20 protein-coding genes are annotated in these 16,481 nt (G+C 49.6%); 17 read left to right on the forward strand and 3 right to left on the reverse strand.

What is annotated here, in order from left to right; genetic code table 11:
• Positions 1-2 precede the first annotated feature (2 nt).
• Entirely contained in the window at positions 3-1,085 is a 1,083-nt protein-coding gene (locus MKX50_RS10615) for a lactonase family protein (protein ID WP_213588675.1), read from the forward strand.
• 201 nt (positions 1,086-1,286) lie between these two features.
• On the forward strand, positions 1,287-2,366 hold the full coding sequence (locus MKX50_RS10620) for an AI-2E family transporter (protein WP_213588674.1): 1,080 nt from the start codon (positions 1,287-1,289) through the stop codon (positions 2,364-2,366).
• Between the two features lie 578 nt (positions 2,367-2,944).
• Here MKX50_RS10620 and MKX50_RS10625 read toward each other — a convergent pair.
• A complete protein-coding gene (locus MKX50_RS10625) occupies positions 2,945-3,475 on the reverse strand; it encodes a hypothetical protein (protein ID WP_213588673.1) in 531 nt (176 codons plus the stop codon).
• Between the two features lie 152 nt (positions 3,476-3,627).
• Here MKX50_RS10625 and MKX50_RS10630 point away from each other — a divergent pair, with 152 nt between their 5' ends.
• From MKX50_RS10630 to MKX50_RS10655, 6 genes are all read left to right on the forward strand, one after another.
• Positions 3,628-4,653, forward strand: a complete 1,026-nt coding sequence (locus tag MKX50_RS10630; RefSeq protein WP_213588672.1) for an aromatic acid exporter family protein — start codon at positions 3,628-3,630, stop codon at positions 4,651-4,653.
• Between the two features lie 43 nt (positions 4,654-4,696).
• Complete coding sequence (gene helD / locus MKX50_RS10635) at positions 4,697-7,039, forward strand: RNA polymerase recycling motor HelD (RefSeq protein WP_339159578.1); 2,343 nt, start codon at positions 4,697-4,699, stop codon at positions 7,037-7,039.
• 79 nt (positions 7,040-7,118) lie between these two features.
• Entirely contained in the window at positions 7,119-8,363 is a 1,245-nt protein-coding gene (locus tag MKX50_RS10640) for an MFS transporter (protein WP_213588670.1), read from the forward strand.
• 142 nt (positions 8,364-8,505) lie between these two features.
• On the forward strand, positions 8,506-9,186 hold the full coding sequence (locus tag MKX50_RS10645; RefSeq protein WP_339159579.1) for a thioredoxin domain-containing protein: 681 nt from the start codon (positions 8,506-8,508) through the stop codon (positions 9,184-9,186).
• Between the two features lie 134 nt (positions 9,187-9,320).
• On the forward strand, positions 9,321-9,992 hold the full coding sequence (gene rpiA, locus MKX50_RS10650; RefSeq protein ID WP_339159580.1) for a ribose-5-phosphate isomerase RpiA: 672 nt from the start codon (positions 9,321-9,323) through the stop codon (positions 9,990-9,992).
• 17 nt (positions 9,993-10,009) lie between these two features.
• Positions 10,010-10,450 carry a GNAT family N-acetyltransferase gene (locus MKX50_RS10655; protein WP_213588667.1) on the forward strand — a complete coding sequence of 147 codons (441 nt, stop codon included), beginning with the start codon at positions 10,010-10,012 and terminating at the stop codon, positions 10,448-10,450.
• Positions 10,451-10,550: 100 nt separating this feature from the next.
• Here the strand turns inward: MKX50_RS10655 and MKX50_RS10660 are convergent, their stop codons facing one another.
• The gene (locus MKX50_RS10660) at positions 10,551-11,222 is read right to left on the reverse strand and encodes a tetratricopeptide repeat protein (RefSeq protein ID WP_213588666.1); all 672 of its coding nucleotides are present in this window, start codon (positions 11,220-11,222) and stop codon (positions 10,551-10,553) included.
• A gap of 137 nt (positions 11,223-11,359) precedes the next feature.
• Positions 11,360-11,878, reverse strand: coding sequence for a hypothetical protein (locus tag MKX50_RS10665; protein ID WP_339159583.1), 519 nt, complete (start codon positions 11,876-11,878; stop codon positions 11,360-11,362).
• A 105-nt stretch (positions 11,879-11,983) separates the two neighbouring features.
• Here MKX50_RS10665 and gpmA point away from each other — a divergent pair, with 105 nt between their 5' ends.
• The 9 genes from gpmA to coaD all read left to right on the forward strand — a co-directional run bounded on the left by gpmA (position 11,984) and on the right by coaD (position 16,447).
• Positions 11,984-12,733, forward strand: coding sequence for a 2,3-diphosphoglycerate-dependent phosphoglycerate mutase (gpmA, locus tag MKX50_RS10670; RefSeq protein WP_213588665.1), 750 nt, complete (start codon positions 11,984-11,986; stop codon positions 12,731-12,733).
• A gap of 90 nt (positions 12,734-12,823) precedes the next feature.
• The gene (locus MKX50_RS10675) at positions 12,824-13,537 is read left to right on the forward strand and encodes a glycoside hydrolase family 73 protein (RefSeq protein ID WP_339159584.1); all 714 of its coding nucleotides are present in this window, start codon (positions 12,824-12,826) and stop codon (positions 13,535-13,537) included.
• A gap of 83 nt (positions 13,538-13,620) precedes the next feature.
• Complete coding sequence (locus MKX50_RS10680) at positions 13,621-13,716, forward strand: dihydroorotate dehydrogenase (RefSeq protein WP_155608945.1); 96 nt, start codon at positions 13,621-13,623, stop codon at positions 13,714-13,716.
• 145 nt (positions 13,717-13,861) lie between these two features.
• Entirely contained in the window at positions 13,862-14,050 is a 189-nt protein-coding gene (locus MKX50_RS10685; RefSeq protein WP_213588663.1) for a hypothetical protein, read from the forward strand.
• Between the two features lie 44 nt (positions 14,051-14,094).
• Positions 14,095-14,358 (forward strand): hypothetical protein, encoded by a 264-nt coding sequence (locus MKX50_RS10690; RefSeq protein WP_213588662.1) that lies wholly within the window; start codon positions 14,095-14,097, stop codon positions 14,356-14,358.
• Positions 14,351-14,485 (forward strand): hypothetical protein, encoded by a 135-nt coding sequence (locus MKX50_RS10695; RefSeq protein ID WP_339159586.1) that lies wholly within the window; start codon positions 14,351-14,353, stop codon positions 14,483-14,485. Before MKX50_RS10690 ends, MKX50_RS10695 begins: the two co-directional genes overlap by 8 nt.
• A gap of 30 nt (positions 14,486-14,515) precedes the next feature.
• Complete coding sequence (locus MKX50_RS10700) at positions 14,516-14,827, forward strand: hypothetical protein (protein ID WP_339159587.1); 312 nt, start codon at positions 14,516-14,518, stop codon at positions 14,825-14,827.
• 506 nt (positions 14,828-15,333) lie between these two features.
• On the forward strand, positions 15,334-15,951 hold the full coding sequence (rsmD, locus tag MKX50_RS10705; protein ID WP_213588660.1) for a 16S rRNA (guanine(966)-N(2))-methyltransferase RsmD: 618 nt from the start codon (positions 15,334-15,336) through the stop codon (positions 15,949-15,951).
• Positions 15,935-16,447: a pantetheine-phosphate adenylyltransferase gene (gene coaD / locus MKX50_RS10710; protein WP_213588659.1), complete on the forward strand. Its 513-nt coding sequence runs from the start codon at positions 15,935-15,937 to the stop codon at positions 16,445-16,447. Before rsmD ends, coaD begins: the two co-directional genes overlap by 17 nt.
• Positions 16,448-16,481: the final 34 nt, after the last annotated feature.

The following is a 16,481-nucleotide window of genomic DNA, read 5'->3' on the forward strand; positions in this document are numbered from 1 at the left end:
TCGTGTCAGAACAACAACGACTATTGTTATACATAGGATCCTATGCCGAAGCCGCTGATCCGGGGCTTTACGTGGTGGAGATGAATCCGGCAACGGGCGAGCTGACTCGTCTTGGCGAGGCTGCCGGACTGAAGAACCCGACCTTTCTAAAAGTGGATGCCGCCGGCAGGAAGCTGTATGCCATTTCGGAGACGAAGACGTCTAGCGATGAGCGGATCGGCGAGGTCGCGAGCTTTGCGGTTGATCCGGCTGCGGGCACTCTGACGGAATTGAACCGGATACTTACGCTGCAGCCGTCTACATCGCATATCGAGCTTGAACCGCAGAGACGCTATGTCGTCGTCTCCGGGTATCATGGGGGCAATGTAGGCCTCGTTCGCCTGCTGAGTGACGGGCTAGCCGGTGAGCAAACGGACGAGCGGCAGCATGAAGGAAAAGGCGCAGACCCGGTGCGGCAGGATCGGCCGCATCCGCACTCCGCACTGTTCACGCCGGACAGCCGTTATGTTCTCGTCGCCGACCTGGGGCTCGACAAAGTATTCGTGTACCGGCTTGATGAGCAAAGCGACAAGCTGGTGCTTCACAGCGAAGCGAAAACGGCGCCGGGCGCGGGACCACGCCATCTTGCGTTCCACCCGAACGGCAAGTGGCTGTATTCGATCAATGAAGTCAATTCCTCGCTTACGCTGTTCGCCTTTGATGCGGACGCAGGAACGCTTGAGGCGATCGACGCGGTGCCGACTTTGCCGGAAGGCTACGCCGGGGAGAACACGACGGCGGAGGTGGCCATTTCCCCAGACGGAAAATTCCTGTACGGCTCCAACCGGGGCCATGACAGCATCGTCGTATTTGCCATCGATCAAGGCAGCGGCAAGCTGAGCCTGGTTCAGCATATTTCCAGCGAAGGCGGGCATCCGCGTCACTTCGCTTTGACCCCTGCAGGCGATTATCTCGTAGCGGCTAACCGCGATTCGAATAATTTGGCCGTATTCCGTATAGACAAGAGTACAGGCAAGTTGGAATTTACGGGACAATCCGCGAATGTATCGAAGCCGGTCTGCGTGCAGCCCGTTTTGTTCAAGTAATCATCTGTTTCAGTCCTGTCCAGCTTCATGTGGACAGGACTGTTTGCATTGTTAACAGTAATTTTACGTAAAAACAGTTCTCGCTTACTTGCTTTCAATGGTATGCTGACTTAAGATTAATTCAAGGAAGTTCGTTCGGAAGATGCCGTAATTCCTGATACGTCGTTAGATAGTCTATATCAAAGGAGCAGGTCGCTTATAATGACTTTTTTTAGAGAGCTATTTCAAATTGCGGGTTTCCGCAGGTTTCTTGCTTTGCTTTTCGTCATTCTAGTCCTCTACTTTTCGCGAAGCATGCTGAACATGCTGCTGATCACCTTCATCCTAACCTATCTGATCAACCGTCTGCATAATTTCATTACGCGCAATGTTGATAAAGTCGTCAAAATCAACCGGAGCATTACGATTCTATTTATATATGCCGTAATTTTAACCTTGCTTGTCACGACCGTGTATCACTATTTGCCTGTATTTTTGGATGAGTTCAACGATCTCGTCAATCAGGTCATTTCGTTCTATGATAATCCCCCAACGAATTTGCCTGACAACGTCCTGCTGAATTTCCTAGTAGATTCGTTAAGAGAGATTGATCTGTCCAAGTATGTTGGCAACGGCTTTAACTTCCTGCTTAAGACCGTATCTGATATCGGGAAGTGGAGCCTGAATCTTTTCATTGCGATCATACTCAGCTTGTTCTTCCTGCTGGAGAAGGAGAAAGTCACGAACTTTACGGCCAGATTTAAAGAGAGCCGTGCGGGGTTCCTGTTTAATGAGCTGGAGTATTTCGGCAAAAAATTCGTCGCTTCCTTTGGCAAAGTGATCGAGGTTCAGTTCTTGATTGCTACCGTGAATGCCATCCTGTCCACGATCTTTCTGTGGATTTTCGGATTTCCGAATCTGGTGGCCATCGGCATCATGATTTTCATCCTCGGGCTGATTCCGGTGATGGGCGTTATTATTTCCTTGATTCCGCTTTGTGCGATTGCCTTCAAAATCGGCGGGCTGGTCAAAATCGTCTATGTCCTTGTCATGATCGCGGTTGTCCATGCTTTTGAGGCTTACTTCCTCAATCCGAAATTTATGTCGAACAAGACGCATTTGCCGATATTCTACACGTTCATGATATTGCTCGTATCGGAGCATTTCTTTGGCGTTTGGGGGCTAATCGTCGGCGTGCCGGTGTTCATCTTCCTCCTGGATATATTAGAGGTTCCGGTGGGAAGTGGAGCCGCCAAACCGAAAAAGCGGAAGAAAGCCGCCGTCAAAGGAGCGGGGCGCTAGTCCAGGACGGTTAACTTGCAATCGGAACTGGAACGTGATTTGCAAAACGAGGACGTCATAATAAAGCGTCTCTTGTGCTCAATGGCTGAGCAATTATGGGAAAAGCAGCTTGGTCCAGCCGCGGTATTGGGGAACTGAACGCTAAAGAGCTAGGCAACAATGTTGCTGCGGGGCTTGATGTGCCAAGAAGCTGGATAATTGCGTGGTGCCGAGAGCTTAGAAGCTGCTAACGGACATGAGATCCGCTATTTAGGGGGAATACTCCATTTTTACATGGTTAAGGGACAGAGAAGCACCACTTTATTCTGAGTCAATCCACTCACTTTCACTCACTTTAGCGATATAGCGGAACCTATGTCCGTTAACCTCGATTTTGCAGGTGTTTGCACCGAATAGCGGAACCAAGGTCCGTTAGACATTTACAAATCATAAAGTTAATTAAGCGGCCTTTGTCCTGATTTCATCGGACTAAAGGCCGTTTAGCTATGTTCTTTTTTAGGCTAATGCTCCCCTTTCAGTAACAGGCTTAATCTTTTTGGGGAGCATATCACTTTCTGGCCCGCCTTTTCTGTTCTAAGCTAATCTGCTTTGTGCCATAGAATCGTGTTATTGCTGCGATAATCTGTCACGGGATGTTCTTTGCTTGAGCTTTTCCAAGTACGGTTAACGATTTTCTTTAGCTTGACAGGGAGCTCCATTTTCATTGTTGCCGCCTTTTCCGGGCTAAGCCTGCCTTCGGCTGCGGCTTTATCGATATGGCCCGTAACGACTGCCGTCAGCTTCTGTACGTATTCAGCCTCGCTCCAGCCCTTGCGGGCTTGGACGACTTGGAGCAGGGATTTGCCTTGCTTCAGATCTTCGATAAGCACCTTTGGCTCAACGCCCAGCAGTTCAGCCGTATCCTTGACGATATGCCCGCCCCGGAAATGGCCTTTGTGATGATGGCGAGGCTGTTGCTGCTCCTTTCCGCCTTCTGGTGAAGCTTGGGGAATCGGCGTTGGTTCCTGATAGGCCACCGTGGTTTCAGCGGCAGCGGCATATCCGCCAATCGCTAAGATGGCCGCCAGGAAACCTTTCTCCAGTAGTTTGCGTATGTGTCTCATAGACATTTTTCACCTCATCGTATAGAATGATTGGGTCTTTCTCTCATGTAGTTTTGACCAAAAAACGAAAGCTTATCTTAAAATTACCTAAAAATTGAATCCAACGAGGAATTGGGTAAAATGAATTAAGGAACGGAAAGGGAACAGGAGGAGTTTGTGTGACGTTTGGACCCAGAATGCTCAAAACCGGACTTGCCGTAACATTAGCGCTATATGTAGTTTTCTGGTTTGGCCTGTCGTCGCCCGTTATCGCTGCGGTTGCTGCTATTTTTGCGATGCAGCCGACGATATACCGCTCCTGGCGGTATTTGCTCGATCAATTGCAGACGAATACGCTTGGCGCGGTGCTCGCTATGGCAGGAGGAGCCATGTTCTCGAATGAACCGATTGCGGTCGGACTTGTGTGCATCCTTGTCATTATGATCTGTATTCGCCTGAAGATGAACGAGACGATCGGGGTTACGCTCGTAACGGTTGTTGCGGTTATGGAGGCGTCAGGTCAATGGGAATTCGCGATTACCCGGTTTACGCTTATATTGATCGGCATCGTCTCCGCATTCCTCATTAATATTCTCGTATTTCCGCCAAAACCAAGGGTGCAGTACGATAGCCAGACCAAGAAGACGTTTGAGCAATTATCCATTCTGCTTCGCACGGCGATATCCAGTGAAATGAAGGAAAGCGTGTTCCGCAATCAGAAGCGCGAGCTTGAAGACAATATAAATTCGATTGGTGATACGTATAAAATGATGGAGGAAGACCAGAAGAAACTGAAAGCTCCCAAATTCAGCAACAGCCGCCAGCTCGTCGTATATAAACAAATATTACGGACGCTTCGCAAAGGCTATGAGGTGCTGAACGCCATCGAACAGCATTACTTTCAGGCGGAACGTTCGCCGGAGGACAACGAAGCCTTCGATTTGCATCTAGAGAGGCTTATCAAATTCCATGAGCATATTATGCTGAAGTTTGAGGGGAAGCTGAAACCGAATACCCGAGAAGCGGAGCTGTTCGAACAGGAGAATGACAAGTTCCAGCGGAGTATGCTGGATTGTTATGCAGAGCAGCGGGAGGGCATTCTTCGATTATCCATCGTTTCGGCGCAAATATATGAATATGGGCACCAATTGCAGCGCCTGAACCGCCTGGCGGATCATTCCGATATGCCGAAGCCGGCATCATAGGCAGGGCCGTTGTTATTAAGTTAATGTAGAGGAGCGATCATCTTTGGATAGAACGGATAAGGCTTGGCAGGAAGAGCAGAAGCGAGTAGAATACGTTGCCGATCAAATTGAGAAGCGCATTCGCAGGCTGGAGTCGGAAGTGACGGTGGTCCGGGAGGATGTGGTCGGCATGCGCCGGGACTTCTGGGACGAAGTTACCGTCAACTTCAGTGAAGCGGATGATGTTGGCGAGACTTCGACGAGCTTGCGTCAGCAATCGCAGGTTCTATCCGACCGGGAGAGAAGTCATCTTCATGCTTCGGCGGCTTTGGGAAAAATGAAGCGTCTCAAGCAGTCCCCATATTTCGGCCGCATCGATTTTGCTGAGGAAGGCGGCGAGGAAGAAGCGATTTATCTAGGAATTGCCTCCCTGCTGGAGGAGGGGGACGAAGAGTTTCTCGTATATGATTGGCGCGCGCCGATCTCCAATTTGTATTATGACGGTGTGCCGGGTCCTGCTTCTTATATGACTCCCTCCGGGCAAATCGAAGGCACGATGTCGCTGAAACGCCAATTCGTCATTCATGGGCGAGTCATTAAGCTTATGTTCGATACGGGAGTCACGATTGGCGACGAAATGCTGCAGCAGGTGCTGAGCCGAAGCTCGGACGCACAGATGAAGAGCATTGTGGCGACGATTCAGAAGGAGCAGAACCGGATTATCCGCAACGATCACAGCCGGATGCTGATCGTTCAGGGAGCGGCGGGGAGCGGAAAGACTTCGGCCGCGCTGCAGCGGGTTGCTTATTTGCTGTATAAGCATCGGGAGCGTTTGAACGCCGACCAAATGATTCTTTTCTCCCCCAATCCGATGTTCAACAGCTATGTCTCTACCGTGCTCCCGGAGCTCGGCGAAGAGAATATGCAGCAGACAACGTTTCAGGAATATCTGGAGCATCGGTTGGGCCGGGAGTTTCAGCTGGAGGACCCGTTCGTGCAAATCGAATACGTGCTGACCGGGACGGAGGATGAGGATTACAAGCATAGAATCAGCGGCATACGTTATAAATCGTCCTCGCTGTATCTGGATGCGGTGAATCGCTACAAACAATGGCTCGAGAAGAAGGGGATGAAATTCCGCCCGATCCGCTTTCAAGGCCAGACCGTCGTAGATGCCGAGGAGATTGCCCGGAAATTCTATGATTACGATCCGGCGATAACCTTGGCGAACCGTTGTGAACTGTTGAAGGAATGGCTGCTGAAGGAGCTTGCCGCGTTCGGGAAAAGCCAGCTGGATGCCCCTTGGGTCGAGGAGCAGATCCAGCTTCTTGATGCGGAGGACTATCAGCGGGCCTATCAGAGAATGCGCCGGAAACAGCGGGGGGCCGGTACTTCGTTTAACGACTATGAGGACGAGAAGGAAATTCTCGGGCGGATGGTCGTTAGCGATCGATTGAAGCCGCTGCGCAGATGGGTGAAGACATTGCGATTTGTCGACGTTACGACGCTGTATACGCAGCTGTTCGATCATTCGGAAATTGCAGCTGAGCTGGGGCTGGAAGATTTGCCGGAGGATTGGCGCGAGATCGGACGGCAGACCGTGGACAAAATCCGGGCGGGTGAAATGTTCTATGAGGATATTACGCCATTTCTTTATTTAAAGGAGCTTGTATTAGGCTTTCACTCGAATACGGATATTCGTCACGTTATCATTGATGAAGCCCAGGATTATTCGCCGTTTCAGCTGTTCTTCCTCAAAAGGCTGTTCCCGCGGGCGCGCATGACGGCGCTCGGGGACCTGAATCAGGCGATTTATGCCCATGCCTCGGTGCTGCAGCAGTCGGCAACGCTGACCGATCTGTACGGCACGGCGGAAAGCGAGCTTATCGTGCTGAAGCAGAGCTACCGGTCCACTCGCGAAATCGTCGAATTTACGAAACGAATGATCGCTGGAGGCGAGGAGATTGTCCCCTTCAACCGCGAAGGCGAGAAGCCGCTCGTAAGAGTGCTTCAGAACCGGGAGGACATGGATCGCGAGATCCAGCGGGATCTTCTGTCTTTGCGGGCTGACGGCTACGAGACGATCGCGGTCATCTGCAAAACGGCTGAGCAGAGCGAGCAGGTGCATGAAATGCTGGCCCAGGCTCTGCCCGCCAAGCTGATCAAAAAAACGACGCTCTCGTTCGAGAAGGGGATCCATATTATACCTGCATATCTGGCAAAGGGCGTGGAATTTGACGCTGTACTCATTTATGACGGTTCAAACCGCAACTACACCAAAGAAGCAGAGCGCAAATTGTTCTATACCGCTTGTACGAGAGCGATGCATTTGCTGCATGTGTATTCGGCGGGCGAGCCAAGCCGATTCATTACGGAGAGCGACCCGTCGGCCTATATCCAGGCTTAGGCAGGACAGTCCGAATATATTTTCACTTTTCAACCACACTAACATTGTATATCGTGTGTTGAAAGGTGGCCAAGTAAGGATGGATAACAAAAAAGGCGATTTGTTCGCCCTAGCTTCCATACCGTTGATCATGACTTTAGGCAGTTCAATGATTATTCCGATATTGCCCCAAATTTCCCGCAAGCTGCAGGTTTCATCGTTCCAGGTCAGCATGCTCATTACGGTATATGCGGTTGTCGCGATTTTGCTCGTGCCGATCGCCGGCTATCTATCCGACAAATTCGGCAGGAAAGTGATCATCATTCCAAGCCTGATCATCGCCGGTATCGGCGGTGCGTTATCTGGAGTGGCCAGTTGGCTTGCGGAGGGGACGACGGTTTACTGGATTATTCTGGGCGGCCGCTTGCTGCAGGGTATCGGCGCGGCGGGTGCTTTTCCCATTGTTCTCCCCCTTGTTGGCGATATGTTTGACGATGACGAACAAGTCAGTCATAGCCTTGGAATCATTGAGACGTCCAATACGTTTGGCAAGGTGCTCAGTCCGATTCTTGGGGCATTACTTGGCGCCTGGATTTGGTACGTGCCGTTTTTGGCGATTCCTGTATTGTGTCTCGCTTCCCTGCTGCTCGTCATTTTCCTGGTTAAGGAACCGGAACGGAAGGAAGAGGCCATGCCGATGGGCGAATTCTTGAAGACGGTGAAGAAGCTGTTCCATGAGAAGGGGCGCTGGCTTTACGCTATTTTTGCCATTGGCTGTATTTGCATGTTCCTGGTGTTTGGCGTGCTCTTCTACCTATCCGAGCAGCTTGAGACCAAGCATAGACTGGAGGGGGTATTGAAGGGACTGGTGCTGGCGATCCCGCTTGCTGCGCTGTGCCTTGCCGCCTACTTTACGGGGAAGAAAATCGGCAATGACAAGACGTTGATGAAGTGGTGCGGGGTTGCAGGATTGGTTTTGTCCACAGGTGCTCTTTTTGGCATTGGCTTTTTTAACAATATATATTTTGTTATCGCTTGTCTGATCGTGTGCGGCGCTGGCATCGGCATAGTTCTTCCGAGCTCCGATGCTCTCATCACGGAAGGGATAGAGAAGTCCCTGCGCGGCACAATTACGTCTATCTATGGAAGCATGCGTTTCATCGGTGTATCATTAGGGCCGCCGATCGTTTCGCTGCTCATAAAAGCAGGGCATATGACGCTGTTCTTTGTGATCGCCGGCGTGTCGCTTGTGGCGGTAATTCTGCTGATGACGCTGGTCAAACCGGAAGCAGATAATGAACAAGGCAAAATGAAAAAAGCGCCTCGTCCCGCTCACCAGCCTTAAAATGCAAAATATTCACATTTTATCAATAAATAGACTTGCCTATTGTTAGAATTATCATATATCCGCCTCGTTAAGCTGTGTACAATCCTTGTACAATCGAACAATCCATGATTATTCGATGATAAAGCGAGGGGGAATAGCGATGAAGAAGAACAATCGGCAGCTTGGCCTTGTAACGCTTGGTGCAATAGCTGTGCTGGCCGTAGCAATCGTAATCTTCACTAGCCTGAAGGATAGCAGACCGACAACGGAGTTTCCTGATTTCGACCAGGTTTCGGTTGAATTTAACCCAGCTGGGTTTAATGAAGCGGAACAGCCCTACATCGGCGACAGGAACGCTCCGGTGACGATTGTTGAATTTTCTGACTACAAATGCCCGGCCTGCAAAAGATGGAATGAGGAGGTTCTTCCCGAGCTGAAGCGGGAATACCTGGATACGGGCAAAGCTGTATTATATATGATCGACTATCCTTTTTTGGCGCCGGACTCCAATCTCGCAGCATTAGCTGGTGAGACGCTCTATCAGCAGAACCAAACATATTTCTGGACGTATCATGCGAAAATGAGCGAGCTGCAAGGAAAAAAGGACGACATTTGGGCAACGAAGTCGTTCATTCTCGATTTGGTGCGCACCTATATTCCCGAAGCGGACATGGAGAAATTCGAGCAGGATTTGGACAACCGGACATACAGCGCGAATGTCAAAAAAGACCTCATGATCGTCGAGCATTATCAGGTCAGTGGTACGCCGACAGTGTTCGTCAACGGAAAAGAGGTCGAGGATGCTTCTTTTTCCGGCATCCAAGCCGCGATCGAGAACTGAGAGCTTTTATTGCGGAACAGCAGGTTCATCATGGACTTGCTGTTCTTTTTTGCCTCATAGTTTGGTATGATGTAATCGTGATTTTTATCGAACAGGCTATATCATAGACAGGGACATGACCAGGAGGGGTAACCATGAATGCAAAACAAGCGGCGGGCTACCGTGCAGCAGAATTGGTAAAGGAAGGGATGACGGTTGGACTCGGGACGGGATCGACGGCATATTACGCGATCGAGAAAATCGGCGAAATGGTCGCAGCCGGGCTTCGCATTCGGGCGATCGCTACATCCAAAGCTTCGGAAGAACTCGCTGCTAAATATAATATTCCGCTTATTCCTGCGGCCGAAGTTGACCGGCTAGATATCGCGATTGACGGCGCGGACGAGGCAGACCCGGATATGGCCCTTATTAAGGGTGGCGGCGGCGCTTTGCTGAGGGAGAAACTGGTAGCGCTTCAAAGCGACCGGTTCGTCGTTATTGCCGACAGCATTAAGAGGGTGGAGCACTTGGGGCAATTCAAGCTGCCGATTGAAATCGTGCCTTTTTGTTACGAATGGACACTTCGCCTGCTGCAGAGCCGTTATAATGTGCCGATTGAAATGCGGATGAACGGCGACAAGCTATATGTTACGGATAACGGCAACTATATCGCCGATGCGGCTTTCGGCAAGATCGAGTATCCGGGCAAGCTGAGCGATGAGCTGAAGGCAACGACCGGGGTCGTAGAGCACGGCTTGTTTGTGGGCATCGCTAGCACGGTCATTATTGGCTATGACGACGGACGTACGGAGATTATTGAGAAGTAGGAAGGAAGGTGCTTGGCATGCTTATAGACGTTAAACCGCGAATCGCCAGCGAAGAAGTTCGGGAGCTGCTTGAATATGCGGTTCATGGCGATGAGGAGGAGCTGAGCCAAGCGGTGAAGCAGTATGCAGCGGACAGCAATTGCAAGCTGCTTGCCTACGAAGAAGAAGAACAGTACATCGGCATCATCGGCTACCGCAGCGGGGACAACGGCGTGCTGGAGCTGCTGCATCTCGCCGTTCATCCGGAGGACCGGGGAATGGGGTACGGCCGGGGGATCATTCTTGATGCTATGGTGCTTGAACGGCCTGCTGTCGTTTTGGCAGAGACCGATGAGGACAGCGCTGATTTCTTCCGCAGCATCGGCTTTCAGGTAACGGGATTTACGAAGTATCCCGGAGGACCGGAATATTTTCGCTGCACCTACGAGACGGAAGAGAACGAAGAAGATTTCATGTAATTGGACAACAAATCATAGGCATACATGGGCGAAATCCCGTGTATGCCTATTTCAGATGAAGAAGCTATGAAAAATATAAATTGAGGCCAGGACATTCTGATTATCGGGTCAGTTTTTTAAAATAGCTTCTCCAGGCCCATTTCCGTTCGTTGCGTTTCTTGTATCTGGGCAGAGACCGGTAAATCGCAATCGCTTCCTCCCAGGAGCGCTTGGCTTCTTCCGTCCGGTTCAAGGATTGGTATAGGCTGCCTAGCAAATAATACGCTTCACTGGAAGAGGAATAATGTTCGCCGAACTGCTTGGCGTACTGCAGTGCTTTTTCCGGGTTTTCCTCACGGAAAGCGAAGGCCAGACTAAGGTAGGGCTGCCCGTATTTGACGCGTTCATTGATGGCTAGAGCCTGAAGAACATGCTGTTCTCCTTCTTCCAATTGGCCCATTCCCAACTGGGCCTCGCCCAAATCACTCCAGAACTCTGCTGAGGATTCGGATGAGGATTTGGCTTCTTGAAGAAGATTATAGGCTTCTTTGAACTTTCTTTGATCCAGCAGAAGCCGGGCCAGCTCCCGTTTTGAAGAAATGTCAAAGGCGTTAACGGTTAGCTGCTGCTTCAAGCGGGCAATTTGGCGCGATCTGCGAAACGGCTTGGTAAAGCTGGGGAAAATGCCGACGAAGCGCCTGTCCAGAAAGTACAAAATGCCCAGAAATATAAGCAAAGAAAGGAATACATTTCCTGTCAACCAGGAAAGAATGATGAGAATTAGAAATTTCATGTTCTCCTCCGTGGGTAAGATTATTTTCCAATTATACCACGAAAGATGTGCAGCGGTAGTTGGTGAGGCAGCAGGCGGGAGAAAGAATAGAAAAAGGCAGATCAAGATTTCTTGGTCTGCCTTTTTGAATCTTATTATTATTGGTAGCTGCGCGTTTGGGAGCCTTGCCCTTGTCCCATTTGTCCGACTTGGCCCATGGAAGAACCGGAGGGGGATGAACTGAGATTTCCTTGACCGAAGCTGCCTTGCTGCCCGTAGCTTTGCTGTCCGTAGTTATGCTGACCAAGGCCTTGCTGTCCAAAGCTAGGCTGGCCAAAGCTCTGTCCGCCAATGGAACGTTGGCCGATTCCAGTTTGACCAAAGCTGGAAGGATTGCTGAAATGGGACACGCCGGAACCTACGATGTTCTCGAGCTGCCCAGCCAGCTGCGAAATTTGCTGGTATTGATGCATTGCCGTTTGATGACCTTGCAGTGCAGACTGAATCGTTTGAGCAGTTTTACGCTCGCGTTGGGCGATTTCTTCAAGCTGCATCGCGTTTTGCTGCTCCTGCTCGAGAAGCTGCTGATACATAGCCGAGGCTTGGCGGGTTTGTTGTTCCAATTGCTGAATGGTCTGTTCGATTTGACGAATTTGCTGGTTTACGTTTTGGTTCATGCTGGTACATCCTCCTCATAGGTTATGGTAAGTAGAAACAGGGTTAGGTTTCCCAGATAGGGTAAAGATATTCGTAGAACATAACCTGGAAAGGAGAGATAGACCATGCATAGGCTTGTGCTTGTGCGGCATGGCGAGAGCGAGTGGAATAAATCAAATTTATTTACCGGCTGGACGGACGTGGACTTGTCGAGCAAAGGGGTCGATGAAGCTAAAGAGGCGGGGAAGCTGCTGAAAGAACATAAATTCGATTTTGATATTGCATACACCTCTTATTTGAGAAGGGCGATCAAGACGTTGTATTTTATTCAAGACGAGATGAATTTGCTGTGGATTCCAACTTATAAAACATGGCAGCTAAACGAACGGCATTATGGTGCGCTGCAAGGCCTCAGCAAGCTGACGACTGCTCAGAAATACGGGGAGCAACAGGTCCAGCTATGGCGCAGAAGCTATGATGTGCTTCCTCCCGCATTGACCAAAGATGATGAGAGATATCCGCGAAATGACCCGAAATATAAGGATGTGCCGGACCAGTTCATTCCAGTAACGGAGAGCCTGAAGGAGACAATTGTGCGGGTAGAAGATTATTGGCTGCGCGAGATCAAACCGCAAATTCTGGCAGGCAAAAGAGTGATTATCGCGGCTCACGGGAACAGTTTGCGGGCGCTCGTCAAATATTTGGACAACCTGAGCGCGACCGAGATCATGCAGGTTAACATTCCGACAGGAACTCCGCTCGTCTATTCGCTGGATGAGCAGCTTTTGCCTGTGGAGAAATATTATCTCGGCAGCGACACGAGAATCGAACATAAAATTGAAAAAGCAGCCGACCCTGACCGGGTTATGGAGTAAAATAGGCCGTGATGTCCAAGCGCTCCTCTTTGCAGCATCATGTACTGTAGAAAGAAACTTATTCTATTGTATAGCAAGGGTGGGATCCGCATGAATCCTGAGGAGTTTATCGCAAAAATCGCCCCTGCGGCGCTCAGGGATTGGCGCGGCAGCGGGGTATCGGCAGCGCTGACCATCGCCCAGGCGATTCTCGAATCGAATTGGGGAACGAGCGCGCTGGCCGTGCGGGCAAACAATCTGTTTGGAATGAAAGGGACAGGTTCTGCGGGGAGTATTACCCTGCCTACGACTGAATATCGCGCAGGGGTACCCTATACAATCCAGGCAGCCTTTCGGAAATACAAATCATGGGAAGAGTCCGTTGCCGACCATACCAGACTGCTGTTGAACCAACGCTATCAGCAGATTCTCCGCCGCCCAGGCAAAGAGGCCGCCCGCTACGTTGCGGCAGCAGGTTATGCCACTGACCCGAATTACGCGAAGAAGCTGATTGCCTTGATGGACAAATACGATTTGTACCATTATGACGCAGAAGGGGGAGAGGAGCCGATGACGGCGGAGGAGAAAAAGCAGTTTGAAGCACTCCAACAGACGGTACAGCAGCAGGCGGTTCGAATCGCGGAGCTTGAGAAGCGGGCCAATTTGAAGACGCCGGATTGGGCCAAAGAAGCGGTGAAGGCCGCCGTAAATTACGACAAGAAGCATCCGCTGATCCAGTCTCCCGAGCAAGGCAGCTATGATTTCTACCGATTAATTACGATCATGTACCGCAGAGGATTGTTCAACAAGCCGGATGCAGGATAAGCATACAGTTTTACAGCTTGCCCAAACCTCCTATCACGCCTATGAATATATTTATATTATTCAGAGGCAAAGGAGGTATCCCTATGGGCGAAATTGGAGGAGCAGGACTGTGGACTTCAACTGGGGTAATACTCGTACTGTTCATTCTGTTGGTTATCGTTTCCCGCGCTTGGATCTAATCTTGCAGCTGAAGTATTAGTAACGCAGGTCCGCCGGGCATTGCCCGGCGGATTATTGTTTGATGCTGCATTCACAAGGGGCAAAAAGGCGGCGTGTGGTACAATATTCCATAAAGGAAGCTCTTAAAAGGAGTGAAGATAGGATATGAATGGAAATGAGCACCATCAGAATTTTCAGGCTTATACGAACCCTAACGCTGCTAAGCTTAAGTTTGACGCTGACCAGCAAAAGCTTCATTCCACCGGTGTTCTGGGGCTCTGGCGGCAAATTAGCAATTTGTTGATCCTGGCAGCTATCATTGCAATTGTTGTTCTGCTGGTAAGGCTGTTTTAAGAAGATTAGAACCAAGAAAATATTGTAATAGGGTGGTGAGAACTTTGTTTAGTAAAAACAATAAGATCGCCGTTGTACTGCTTTGGACTGGCTTTTCGGTTATAGCAGCAGGGATAATTGCAGGTATTATAATTGGTGACGACGATTATGAACGGTTATGGCTAGTGACATTTGTGTATTGGGTCTCAGGGTTTCTATCCGGACTATTCTTCATCGCTTTATCGGAAATTATCGAGCAGCTGCACAAATTAAATATGAAACCCAATAAAGAACCTGAAGATGATGAGCTTATATTGTTAAATGATTAATTCGGAGGGTCATAATGAAGAAACGATTATACGCCGTTTGAACGCTTTTAACGAAGAGCGGATCGAGGAAGACAGAAAGTCACAAAAGAAAAGAGAGCTGGAATCAACGTTAATAAACAAAAAATAGCGAAAAAAATAAAACAATCACTACCATTCATTGCAGGCGGTTTGGATTTTCCTGAGTAATAGCCATCCACCAACGTTAAGCTGGGACGATGTTTACGAGTTCGACATAAATAAAGAGGAGTTCGTGCTTGCTAGCGCCAATGACCCCGATTATTACAAGAACACTTACATACCAGTCTTGAATCAACGCATCGCCGCAAGCAGTGATTCCCTTGGACAACAATCCCTTTCTGTACTTATGCAGGCTGCAGAGGGTTTGTTAAACGGTGATTTTGTTCCTGATGTTACGCATACAGAAATTATTAAATTAATCGAAGCAAAGGTACTGGAGATCAGCGTTTGAAATTTCACGATATGCCAGGGTCTGGCGATTTTAGAGTGCAGCTATTTGACTCGGAAGCACCCTAGAGCCCGATAAGAGTCCGAAAAATAGCTTCGGATTTTCTCGTAGGGTCATTCAAGGTTTTGACGTCCCTATCCATAAAAAAAAAGACAAAAGCCCTCGTAGAATTCTACGCTACGAAGGCTTTTGTCCGGGCGCCCCTCGCGGGACGCCCATCATGGGAGAGGAGAAACCGGACGAAGAGCTTATGGGGAAACGTAAGTCTTCTCCGCGGTTGTCTACGACATTTGTGATGTCGATATTTAAAGTTTGTCCCGGTTCGTTCGATTTATACCTGGGGGATGAAAAAAATGTTAAGAAAGCTTTTATCGTCTTCTTTCAAGAAAACAGGCTGGTATAGCAGCAGTGTTTTTGCAAATTTCAATCTGCCATTGATTGTGGTACGATATCGACATACCATGTAAAAAGCATGGGCAACAGGTAATCCGAATAAGGTGTGAATATCGATGAGAGTAATTTCGGGAAGCGCGAAGGGCAGGCCGCTAAAGGCTGTTCCCGGCATGGGCACTAGACCAACCACAGACAAGGTCAAGGAGGCTCTATTCAGCATGATTGGCCCTTATTTCGAGGGCGGCACTGTGCTTGATTTATTCGCCGGCACAGGCGGGCTGGGAATCGAGGCCTTGAGCCGGGGCATGGATAGAGCAATCTTCGTGGATTTGGACTACAAAAGCGTAGAAACGGTGAAAGCAAACTTAAAGGCCGCGGGATTCGCTGAGCAGGCGGAAGTGTACAAGAATGACGCGGAAAGAGCACTTAAGACGCTGGCCAAACGGGGGGCGTCTTTTGATCTTGTGTTCCTCGATCCGCCATATCGGCTGAAGCATGGGGACAAGCTGATGGAGCGAATGGACGAGCTCAACTTGCTGGAGGATCAGGCGATCCTCGTACTCGAGTACGAATCTTCCTTCGAATATCAGGATCATTTCGGCCATTTTAGAACGATTCGCAAAACAGATTATGGAGAGACGGGAATTACGATTTACGTCTATGATAAAGCTAACAGGGCGGAATCGGATTTGATGGAGAAGGAGGAGCAGCATCACCATGGAGAAACAACATGAGCTTCGGATCGCGGTCTACCCTGGCAGCTTCGATCCGGTAACGAAAGGGCATATGGATATTATTCAGCGTGCCGCCCGCCAGTTCGACAGGCTGATTGTGGCCGTACTGAACAATACAAGCAAAAATCCCCTATTTACGGTCGAGGAGAGAAAAGAGCTTCTTCTAAAGGCGACGCAGCATGTGCCTAACGTGGAAATCGACAGCTTCCGGGATCTGCTCGTCAACTATATGGACTATAAGCAAGCCCATGTCATTGTACGCGGCATTAGATCCGTAACGGACTTTGAATATGAGCTGCAGCTGGCATCGACCAACCACAAGCTGAACAGCCAGGTAGAGACAATTTTTATGATGACCAATCCCAAATATTCCTACTTAAGCTCCAGTGTGGTCAAAGAGATCGCTGCCTTCCAAGGAGATGTGTCAGACCTCGTGCCGCAGGTAGTTGAAGAGGCGCTCAAGACTAAGTTTCAGTCCAAGCCTGCTAAAGCATAAATTTTCTTGAGGCCAGCGCCCGTGCTAACGTCAA

It is taken from the genome of Paenibacillus sp. FSL W8-0186 (genome assembly GCF_037969765.1).
Classification (GTDB): domain Bacteria; phylum Bacillota; class Bacilli; order Paenibacillales; family Paenibacillaceae; genus Fontibacillus; species Fontibacillus woosongensis.